The sequence below is a fragment of the Actinospica durhamensis genome, from assembly GCF_018139695.1.
GTDB classification, from domain to species: domain Bacteria; phylum Actinomycetota; class Actinomycetes; order Streptomycetales; family Catenulisporaceae; genus Actinospica; species Actinospica durhamensis.
Genome location: NZ_JAGSOG010000302.1, coordinates 1 through 9,682, shown reverse-complemented (window position 1 = coordinate 9,682; position 9,682 = coordinate 1). Strand labels below are relative to the sequence as shown.

11 protein-coding genes and 1 pseudogene are annotated in these 9,682 nt (G+C 72.4%); 4 read left to right on the top strand and 8 right to left on the bottom strand.

All coding sequences use genetic code 11. The features are described from left to right. The 3 genes and pseudogenes from KDL01_RS35155 to KDL01_RS35145 all read right to left on the bottom strand — a co-directional run. Window positions 1-214, bottom strand: a pseudogene (locus KDL01_RS35155) (hypothetical protein); the annotation flags it as partial. 137 nt (window positions 215-351) lie between these two features. Then, window positions 352-1,992, bottom strand: a complete 1,641-nt coding sequence (locus tag KDL01_RS35150) for a DUF4331 domain-containing protein (protein ID WP_212533018.1) — start codon at window positions 1,990-1,992, stop codon at window positions 352-354. Between the two features lie 215 nt (window positions 1,993-2,207). After that, window positions 2,208-2,510 (bottom strand): twin-arginine translocation signal domain-containing protein, encoded by a 303-nt coding sequence (locus KDL01_RS35145; RefSeq protein WP_212533017.1) that lies wholly within the window; start codon window positions 2,508-2,510, stop codon window positions 2,208-2,210. 378 nt (window positions 2,511-2,888) lie between these two features. Between KDL01_RS35145 and KDL01_RS35140 the strand changes: the two genes are divergently transcribed. Continuing rightward, complete coding sequence (locus KDL01_RS35140; protein WP_212533016.1) at window positions 2,889-3,734, top strand: SAM-dependent methyltransferase; 846 nt, start codon at window positions 2,889-2,891, stop codon at window positions 3,732-3,734. 45 nt (window positions 3,735-3,779) lie between these two features. On the opposite strand, the gene KDL01_RS35135 is transcribed toward KDL01_RS35140, so the two are convergent. Then, window positions 3,780-4,316: a DinB family protein gene (locus tag KDL01_RS35135; protein WP_212533015.1), complete on the bottom strand. Its 537-nt coding sequence runs from the start codon at window positions 4,314-4,316 to the stop codon at window positions 3,780-3,782. Between the two features lie 60 nt (window positions 4,317-4,376). Continuing rightward, window positions 4,377-4,970, bottom strand: a complete 594-nt coding sequence (locus tag KDL01_RS35130; RefSeq protein ID WP_212533014.1) for a TetR/AcrR family transcriptional regulator — start codon at window positions 4,968-4,970, stop codon at window positions 4,377-4,379. Window positions 4,971-5,093: 123 nt separating this feature from the next. Between KDL01_RS35130 and KDL01_RS35125 the strand changes: the two genes are divergently transcribed. Then, window positions 5,094-6,134, top strand: a complete 1,041-nt coding sequence (locus KDL01_RS35125) for an FAD-dependent oxidoreductase (RefSeq protein WP_212533013.1) — start codon at window positions 5,094-5,096, stop codon at window positions 6,132-6,134. A gap of 10 nt (window positions 6,135-6,144) precedes the next feature. Here the strand turns inward: KDL01_RS35125 and KDL01_RS35120 are convergent, their stop codons facing one another. Further along, the gene (locus tag KDL01_RS35120; RefSeq protein ID WP_212533012.1) at window positions 6,145-7,260 is read right to left on the bottom strand and encodes an epoxide hydrolase family protein; all 1,116 of its coding nucleotides are present in this window, start codon (window positions 7,258-7,260) and stop codon (window positions 6,145-6,147) included. A gap of 24 nt (window positions 7,261-7,284) precedes the next feature. Further along, window positions 7,285-7,911: a TetR/AcrR family transcriptional regulator gene (locus KDL01_RS35115; RefSeq protein WP_212533011.1), complete on the bottom strand. Its 627-nt coding sequence runs from the start codon at window positions 7,909-7,911 to the stop codon at window positions 7,285-7,287. Window positions 7,912-8,047: 136 nt separating this feature from the next. Between KDL01_RS35115 and KDL01_RS35110 the strand changes: the two genes are divergently transcribed. Next, window positions 8,048-8,566 (top strand): P-loop nucleotide/nucleoside kinase family protein, encoded by a 519-nt coding sequence (locus tag KDL01_RS35110; RefSeq protein ID WP_212533010.1) that lies wholly within the window; start codon window positions 8,048-8,050, stop codon window positions 8,564-8,566. Between the two features lie 90 nt (window positions 8,567-8,656). Continuing rightward, on the top strand, window positions 8,657-9,067 hold the full coding sequence (locus KDL01_RS35105; RefSeq protein WP_212533009.1) for a DoxX-related protein: 411 nt from the start codon (window positions 8,657-8,659) through the stop codon (window positions 9,065-9,067). Window positions 9,068-9,080: 13 nt separating this feature from the next. On the opposite strand, the gene KDL01_RS35100 is transcribed toward KDL01_RS35105, so the two are convergent. After that, window positions 9,081-9,682 (bottom strand): LacI family DNA-binding transcriptional regulator (locus KDL01_RS35100; RefSeq protein ID WP_212533008.1); only part of this gene is annotated, 602 nt, incomplete at its 5' end.

Sequence of the window (9,682 nt, the reverse complement as noted above, 5' to 3'; positions counted from 1 at the left end):
CCGGGGACGCGCTCGTGCGCGGGCGGGCGGAGCCGGCCGGGGCGAGCGTCCCGGCCTGGGCCGCGGTCGGCTGCGGGGGCGGCGTCGGGGCGGTGATCAGCGCGTAGGCGACGGCGCCGGAGCCCCCGACGGCCAGCAGTGCGGAGAGCAGGCCGAGCGTGAGGCCGCCGGGCTTGCGTGAAGGAATACGGATACCGATGGCGAAGCGTCTCATCTGTCGCGTTCCGGTTTCTCGGCGTGGGTACGGGAGCGTCACCCGCGTGAGTACGGTCTTTTCGCAGCGCCGCCGGCCGTGCTCGCGGACACGGCCGGCGGCGGGGATTGCGGCGTCGGGTCAGGGCGTCGCCGCGGTCAGCAGCCGTCCGCGTCGAGCCCGGCGGCGCCGGCGGCGCCGGTGGCGCCGGTGGCAGCGGCGGCCTCGGCGTGGCCCGTGCCGCGCTGGCGGGCGACGGCGGCGATCGCGCCGGCCGCTCCGAGCGCGGCCGCGCCGCCGGCCAGCACCTTCGTGTTCGCGCCGCCCTCGGTCGCGCCGTCACCGGTGGCCGGCGGACCCCACGGGGCCTGATCCAGGTCGGGCGCCGGGGTGTTGTCGCCCGGGTTGTAGAACCCGGAGTGCGGCGTGCCCAGGTACGGGAAGCGGCGCAGGTAGTGCACCGTGTTCTCGGCCGTCAGGTCCGTGTTGCTCGAGGTCAGGCCCTGGGTGATCTCGCCGGCCGCGGCGTCCGGGGTGTAGCTCTTGTCCACCAGCGGGTAGGTCGCGCCCGCCAGCGCCCGCAGCTCGATCGTGGTCACGTCGTCGAACACGCGGCGCCCGTTCGGGAACCCGGCCGGGTCCATCCCGATCAGGCCCAGGTTGCTCGGCTTGTGCCGGGTCGGCGGGATCGCCATGTTCAGCCGCAGCAGGTCGGCCTGGGTCGAACCGGTGTAGTTCTGGAAGCCGGGGATGATGCCCGAGGGGATGCCGGTCAGCAGGATTGCGATGATGTCGGTGCGGGGCTTGCCGGACGCGTCGAGCTTCGCCAGGTTCGGGAAGACGCCCGGGTAGAGCACCGGCAGCAGCCCGGACAGCTCCGGGTTGGAGTAGTTCGAGGCGAACTGGCTGTCGTCCGCGGGGTACTGGCCGTTCCACCGGTCCTTCTGCCCGATCGGGATGATCACCTCGTTGATCAGCGGGTTGCCCAGGCGCGAGATCTGCACCCAGGGCCCGGAGTTGGTGACCGTGCCGTCCTTCTCGTAGACGCGCGAGCGCTGCCGGCTCGCGGTGGACCACACGCCGATGACCGCGTGCGGGTCGTCCACGTCGCTCGGGCAGCGCCCGCCGCAGGCCAGTTCGTCCTTCGGCACCCGCAGCGCGATGCTGTGCACGTTCTTGGCCTTGGTGGCGTTGATCCCGCCGCTGGCCGGCATCGTGGAGCCCACGTGCAGGTTCTGGAACGGGCGCAGGTCGGCGAGGTCGAAGATCGCGCCGAGGTCGACGTAGAAGCCCTCGGCCCGCTGGCCGGTGAACACGGTGCGGTCGTGGCCGAGCTCGTGCACGGCCTCGGCCGCGAGCTGCGCGTAGTTCGGCGTGGAGAGCGGCCCGATGTTGCAGGGCGGACAGGCGAGGTTCTCGCCGAGCACCTTGGACTCGTTCGAGGCGTGCTCGACCCGGGTCACGCAGGCGAACTGACGGCGGTTCCAGTTGGGGCTGTCGAGCGAGGTGATCTGGCCCGTGTTGTACAGGAAGGTGTTCGGGTCGGCGATCGTGGTGGTGAAGCGGAACTGGTAGCTGATGTCCGCGTGGCCGTCGCCGTCGTTGTCGACGTGGATCTCGTAGAGCACGTCGTCGCCGAACTCGAAGAAGTTCGGGCCGCCGGCCGGGTCCTCCAGCGGCACGAAGTTGGCGATCAGCGTGACGGTGTCGGGGCGGTCGGGGCTGACGAACGCGTAGACGTCCGTGTTGTCCGCCAGCGGGTCGGAGGAGATCTCGGGTGCTTCCCTGTGCGAGGACATGGCGTGTGCAGACTCCGTGAATCGTCGGGCCGTGATGGGGGGTGCTACGGGTGGTGGAACCGCCGTTCCCACGGTGAATCCACGCGGTGGCCCGGCCCGCGCCCGCCGCAGTGGGCGGCGGCCGGGGCCGGGAGCTCGGAGATATGTGAGGGACATGGCCGCGGGCGGCGTCGTCGCGTCGGACGAGGCCGCCCACGGCCGGGGCGGCGCCCATGTCAGGCGGACGGCGCCTGGAGGGCGAGTCGGGAGAGGCGTTCGGCGAGCCGGGCGTCCACGTGGACCACCTCGCGCTCGCCGGACATCACGGCGATCTCGCCGGTCGCGGCGTTCTTCACGTACGCCACGATCGGGCCCTTGGCCGCCGGGCCCGCCAGAGGCAGGTCGTGCGGCTCGGCCTGGGGGCGGGCTTGGGGCAGGGCCGCGGCCGCGGCCGACCCGGCCGGCAGCAGCGCGGCGCCGGCCACCGCTCCCGTTATGGTCGCGGACTTCAGGAAACTGCGGCGGGAGCGCTCGGTCATGTTGGATCCATCCTTCAGCGAGATGCCATCTGGGTAGGGTGCATGCTGGGTCACACCCGGGCGCACGGACCGGCCCCGGGCTCGAGGCGAGCGGGCAGTCTCCCGATGCGGGGTCTGCCGCACCGGTCCCAAGGGATAATCCATGGAACATTCAGCCCATCTCGTCCAGCGGCTTTCTCCCCGACGCGCTCGAGGCCAACCGCCGGTTCCCCCGATCGGCCGCAGCAGGTTGACGGATCATCACCTGATGGCCGTTCAGACGGGCTAAGCGCGAATATGGCGAACCGGGTCTTGCTCCCCGCGCCCGGCCGACTACAGTATGGGCAGTTCGCTGCTGATCCACGGATCCACGTCTCCACGCTGACGAAAGGGTGCGCGTTGAACCTGCGCCGACCGGCTCCGACCGCCGACGACTTGGCGCTGCCGAGTACGGCGCGGATCTACGACTACCTGCTGGGTGGGCACGAGAACTACAAGGTGGACCGGCAGGCCGCCAAGGACATGGTCGCGACGGTGCCCGACTCGCCCACCGCGGTCCGGTCCAACCGGGCGTTCCTCTACCGCGCCGTGCGCTTCCTGGCCGGAGAGGCCGGGGTGACCCAGTTCCTCGACATCGGATCCGGCCTGCCGACGCAGCTGAACGTGCACCAGGTCGCGCACGGCGTGAGCCCGCGGGCGCACGTGGTGTACGTGGACTACGACCCGCTGGTGAACGCCTTCGGCAACGCCCTGATGTCCACGACGGACACGGTCTCCTTCGCCCGGCGCGACCTGCGCTACCCGGGCGAGATACTGGCCGACCAGCAGGTGCGCGAACTGATCGACTTCGACCGCCCGGTGGCCGTGCTGCTGATCGCGATGCTCCAGTTCATCGACGAGAGCGAGGACCCGCACGGCATCGTGGGCCAGCTGATCGAGGCCCTGCCCTCGGGCAGCTACATCGCCATCTCGCACGTCCTGGACGACCCGCGCACCCGGGCCATCGCCGACATCCAGGAGCGCGCCAACACCCACCCGTGGACGCCCCGCCCGGCCGGCCGGATCCGGCACTTCTTCGACGGCCTCGAACTCGTCGAGCCCGGCCTGACCGTCGCCTGCCGCTGGCGCCCCGACCCGGACACCCCCATGCTCGAGCGCCCGGCCGACCTGCCCATCCTGCTCAACCCGGACGGCACCGAGCAGGACGTGGACTGGCTGCTCGCCGGAATCGGCCGCAAGCCGTAGCCGTAGCCGCGGCCACGGCTCGGGCCACGGCTCGGGCCGCTCTCGTCAGCGGGGGCCGAGTCCGGTCCGTCCGTCGGCCAGTTCCCGGGCGGCGTCGAGGTGTCCGGCGTGCCGCGCGGTCTCCTCGATCATGTGCAGCACCACCCAGCGCACGTCCGGCGGCTCGGCCATGCCCGGGTCGCCGTGCACGCCGCGCGGCGGTGCCGAGAGCGGGGTCGCGGCCAGGATCGCGTCCGCGCGGGCGCACTGTTCGCGGTAGTAGGCGAGGATCTGCGCGACGGGCCGGTCACACAGGAACGCCGCGGTGAAGTCGTAGGCAGGCAGGCCCTCGTCCCACGGCCGCGCCGGGTTGGAGCCCGCGACGACTCCCTGGAACCAGTGCCGCTCGGCGCCGCCGAGGTGTTCGATCATCCCGGCGGGCGTCCAGCCGGACGGCAGCGGCGCGCGATGCCAGGCGTCGTCTTCGAGCCCCTCGACGATGGCCAGGACCGCCTCGCGCTGGGCGGTCAGGAACGACAGGAGCATCGCGGTCTCCCGGTCCCGGGCCGCATCCGCCGATTCCACGACCTCGAACTCTGCCACGGGCGTCCCCTCCGGTGTCGGACGGCCGGATGTCGGCGGCCGCCATCGTATCTCAGGACTTTAACGCACTTCCGGCTCCGGATACACCGTCGCGAGCACGCCGCGCACGAAGCCGTCGAGGTCGTCCAACCCGGTGGCGGCCAGCGTTTCCGGGCCGCCCACCAGCAGATGTGGGATCGCGGCGTGCAGCGCGAGCGTCACCGTGGCCGCCCGCTGCGGCGTCACCGGCAGGCCGGCGGCGCGCTGTGCGTGCGCGAATCCGGGCAGGTCGGCCGCCGCGATCGGGTCGAGGACGGCCGCCAGCCAGGGGCGGCGGGTCGCCTCCGCCTGGAGCTCCAGATACGCCTGGAGCCGGGGACGGCCGGGCCCGGCCACGTCCTCCAACAGTCCGCGCAGCATGGCGATCAGGGCCTCCCGGCTGGTCGGGGTCGCTCCGGCCGCCGCCCGCCGGGCCGCGGCCTGGTAGAGCTCGACGATGCGCTCCGCCACCGCGCGCAGCAGGGCGTCGCGGCTCGGGAAGTAGTTCTTCGTGGTGCCGTCCGGCACCTCGGCGGCCGCGTCCACGGCGCGGTGCGTCAGTCCGCGCCCGCCCGCCTCGGCCAGCACGCCGATGGCGCCGTCGCGCAGCAGGTCGCGCCGATCCCGGTTCGCCATCAGGGTCCTTTCCTTCGCCGTCGGTCGCCGCGCCGCCGCGGCTTGCCCACCCTACCTCAGCCGTGGTACCACAAGTGTGGTGGAATATTCGAGCTCGAAGACGTGGGCAGGGAGGGCCGGACCATGACGGGATCAGCACTCGTCGTCGGGGCGGGCGTCGGCGGTCTCGCGACGGCGATCGGGCTGCGCAGCGCCGGATGGGCGGTGACGGTGGTGGAACGGCGGGCCGAATTGGAGCGCTATGGCACCGCGTTCGCGATCCATCCCGCCGCGCAGGCCGCGCTGGAGCGGCTCGGCGTCGGCGCGGCCTTCCGCGAGCTGGCCGTGCCGTATCACAGTGCACAGATTCGCGACCCGCGCGGCCGGGTCCTGGCGAGCCTGCCGCTGGAGCGGATGGAGAAGAAGGCCGGGCGCCCCGAGCTGCTGATCTCCCGGCCGCATCTGATGGAGGTCCTGGCCGCGGCGCTCGCCGTCCACGGCGACGTGCCGATCGAGTTCAGCGAGCCGGCCACCCCGGCCGTGCTCGCCGACGGCCACGACCTGGTCGTCGGCGCGGACGGCATCCGCAGCACCGTGCGTGAGGCGACCTTGGGCACACGCAGCGGCCCGCGCGCGGTCGGCGACCTCGCCTGGATCGGCGTCGCCGGCTTCGAGACCGGCAGCTACGGCGAGACCTGGGGCAAAGGCCGGTTCTTCGGCATGACCCCGATCGAGCCGGGCCGCACCAACTGGTACGCGGTCACGCCCGCCGCCGCCACCCCCGACGACGTACGCGACGCGTTCGCCGACTGGCACGACCCGATTCCCCGCGTCCTGGCCGCGACCGACCCGGACACCTGGATCCGCTACGAGATGCGCCACCTGTACCCCGCGCTGCCCACCTTCGCGCCGAACCCGGCCACCGCCCTCGTCGGCGACGCCGCTCACGCCATGACCCCCAACCTCGGCCAGGGCGCCTGCACCGCCATCCTCGACGCCGACGCCCTCACCCGCGCCGTCGCCACCCACGGCCCGGCCGCCCTGAAGACCGCCCTGCGCGCCTACGACTCCGAACGCCGGCGCGCCGCCCAACGCGTCGCCTTCGGCTCCCGCACCCTGCACAGGCTGGTGACCACCCGGCACACCCACCTGCGCAATGGCCTGATACGCCTCATGCCGAGCTGACGGACACCGGCTACCGCAGCGCCCGGATGAACTCGACGATGTCGTGCGCGAGCAGTTCGGGCTCTTCGTGGGCTGCGAAGTGGCCGCCGCGGGGCATGCGGGTGTACCTGGTGATCCGGTAGGTGCGCTCGGCCCAGGTGCGCGGCGGATGGGTCAGGTCGGCCGGGAACAGGGCTAGGGCCGTGGGGACGGTGACCTGTTCGACGCGCCGGGTGAGGCCGCTCGCGTACTCGTAGTACGGGCGGAACGACGTCGAGATCGTCCCGGTGAACCAGTAGAGCGAGGCCTGAGTGAGCAGGAAATCGTCGCTGAACCTGGTCGACACCTCGCCGTGGCAGTCGCTCCACGCCCGGTACTTCTCGACGATCCAGGCCAGCAGCCCGGTCGGCGAGTCGGCCAGGCCGTAGCTCAAGGTCAGCGGGCGGGTGCTCTGCTCGTGCTGGTAGCCGCCCTCGTGAGCGGCCCAGGTGTCGAGGGATTCGAGGTACGCCTTCTCCTCGGCCGTGGCGCCCGCGGCGTCGTACGTCGTCGGGTTGGCGACCGACGTCAGGTGGATGCCGACGACTGCCTCCGGATGTGCCTCGGCCAGCCGGGAGGTGATGCCGGCGCCGAGGTCGCCTCCGTGTGCGGCGTACTGCTCGAAGCCGAGTTCGTCGCGCATGAGCCGATGCCAGAGTTCGTGTGTCTGCGGTCCGTCCGTGAGAGAAGGGCGCTGTGGCGAGAACGCGAATCCCGGGAGCGTCGGGACGATCACGGTGAACGCGTCGGTCGGGTCGCCGCCGTGCTGCGACGGAGAGGCCAGGCGTCGGGCGAGGCCGATCAGCTCGAGGAACGAACTGGGCCAACCGTTGGTCAGGACGAGCGGAAACGCGTCCGGGCGCTCGCCGTCGAAGCGAAGGTAGCGGACCGGCGTCCCGTCGATGTCGGCCGATGCGAACGGCAGGCTATTGATATATGTTTCGTGGGCCCGCCAGTCATACCCCGTCGCCCAGTACTCCACGAGGCGGCGCAGGGCGCGTACATCGGTGCCCGCCTCCCAGCCGTCCACGGGCCACTGCGCAGGCCAGCGCGTGGCGCGCAGCCGGGTGCGCAGATCCTCGAGCTCCGCATCGGTGACGGAGATCATCGGACTCGTGCAGGGCACGGGGGTTCACCGGCCTTTCTTCGTGGCGGGGGCTTCGTCGAGGGTCCGGGCGATCGCGGCCCGCGTCGTGGCACGTGCCTCCTCGACCGTCGCGAGCAGGGCATGCATGATCATGCCTTCGAGCAGGGCGTCGAGCCGCGCGGCGTTGTCGGGACTGGTGAAGCGGGCGAGCGCGGACCTGCTGTGGTCGGTCCATGCCTGAGTCAGGGCACGCAGCGCGGGGTCCCGCAACGCCGCGAGGTGGAGCTCGAATCCGAGCCGCGCGCTGCGACGCCGAGCCGGGCCGCCGTGGACGAAGCCGGTGAGTACCTCGGCGAGTCGCTCCGTCGTCTCCACGCCCGCCAGCAATTGCCCGAACTGCGCGGACTGGAGCTCGACGTAGCGCGCGAAGGCTTGGGCCTGGAGATCGGCCAGGCTCGAGAAGTGGTAGGTGACCGAGCCCAGCGGCACGTCCGCACGCGCGGCCACGAGACGGTGCGTCGTCCCGGCCACGCCGACCTCGGCCAGGACGTCGAGCGCCGCGTCCAGGATGCGCGCGCCGCGCTCCGGATCGAATCGGCGCGCGCGACGGGCCCCCTGCGGCTCGGAGCCCGGGTCATCGGGGGACTGCGGAGACTGGGGGGAGCGCGCCATGTGCGCCAGTGTACATGCGATAAGAACATCCGTACACATTGGCGGCCTCCAGCATGGGACGGCAGGAACTCGGCGGGCAGGGGTGGGAACGGGTCGCAGGTGGTGCCCGGTGTGCCGGGTATGCCAGAGTGCTTGCATGCTGATCGTGATGGCGGGCCTGCCCGGCGCCGGGAAGAGCACCGTCGCCGAGGGGCTCGGACGTGCGTTGCCGGCCCCGCTGGTCTCCGTCGACCCGGTCGAAGCCGCGCTGTGGCGGGCGGGTGTGGGCCGGGACCAGCCCACCGGGCTGGCCGCGTACCTGGTGGCCGAGGCGGTCGCGGACGGCGTGCTCGCCCTGGGCCAGGACACGATCATCGACGCGGTCAACGCGGTCGAACCGGCCCGAGCGCAGTGGCGGGATCTGGCGCGGCGGCACGGTGTTCCGGTCGCCTTCATCGAAGTGGTCTGCTCGGATCCGGTGGTGCACCGGTACCGGCTCGAGCACCGAAAGCGGGATATCGAGGGCTTCCCGGAGCCGACCTGGGACGCGGTCGAGTGCCGGCGGGCCGAGTTCGAACCCTGGACCGGGCCCCGGCTGCTGCTCGACTCGATCGCCGATCCGGCCTCGAACCTGGCGAAGTGCCTGGACTACCTCACCTCCCACGCCACACGCTGACCGGACACTATGCTGTGCGCGACGCTCGGCGCGCGGTGCCGCGGGTGAGCGGATCCGGTGACCGATCCGACAAGGCGAGGAGGCGTTCCCGTGCCGAAATCGGTATTCGGGGCGAGCGACGCGACGGCGGCCTTCGCCCTCGCCGGGCTGCTCGCCGCCGCCGGTGTCACACATCTGACGAAGCCGGGCCCCTACGACCGGCTGGTGCCGAAGGCCCTGCCGGGCCAGGCCCGCTGGTGGACGTACGGCAGCGGCGTCGCCGAACTCGCCGTGGCCGCGGCGGTGGCGCTGCCGGCCACCCGGCGCACCGGGGCGAGCGCCGCGGCCGGGCTGTTCGCGGCCGTGTTCCCGGCGAACGTGAAGATGGCCTGGGACTGGCGCCACCGCGGCCCGCTGGCCAGGACCGTCGCCTACGGCCGGCTGCCCGTGCAGGTTCCGCTGGTGGTCTGGGCCCTGGCCGTGCGGCGCGGCGCGGACGGCGGCGCGAGCGGCGGAGCCTGACGCCGCAACGCTCCTAGCCTTCGTCCGGGGCGGTCGAGGCGCGGATGGCGAGGCGGCAGGGGTGCAGGTGGACGCCGTGCTGGGGTTCGCCGCCGATGGCGGCGAGCAGCAGGTTGGCCGCGTCCCGGCCGAGGCCCTCGAGGTCCATGTCGATGCTGGTCAGAGCCGGACGTGCGGCCGAGGTCATGACGTCCCAGTTGTCGAATCCGGTGATCGCGATGTCTCCGGGCACTGACTTGCCCGCCTCGCGCAGGCCGTCGGTGAGGCCGCGGGCGATTTGGTCGCTGGCGCAGAAGACAGCGTCGATGTCGGGGTTGCGGCGGAGCAGGATGCGTGCGGCCTGGCGGCCCCAGGCTTCGCTCCATTCGCCGTAGAGCGGTTCGAGCGCGGGGGTGAGGGAGTCGGTGGCCAGGGCGGTGATCGCGCCCTCGGCGCGGGCGCGGGCGGAGTGGTGGCGTTCGGGGCCGGCGACCAGGGCGAGGTTGTGGCGGCCCATGTCGAGCAGGTGGGTGACGGCGCGTCGGGCTCCGTCGGTTTCGTCGGGGACGATGGAGCAGTCGGTGGGGTCGGTGGAGGGCATGAAGGCGTAGACGACGGGGACGGGGGGTTTCTGGG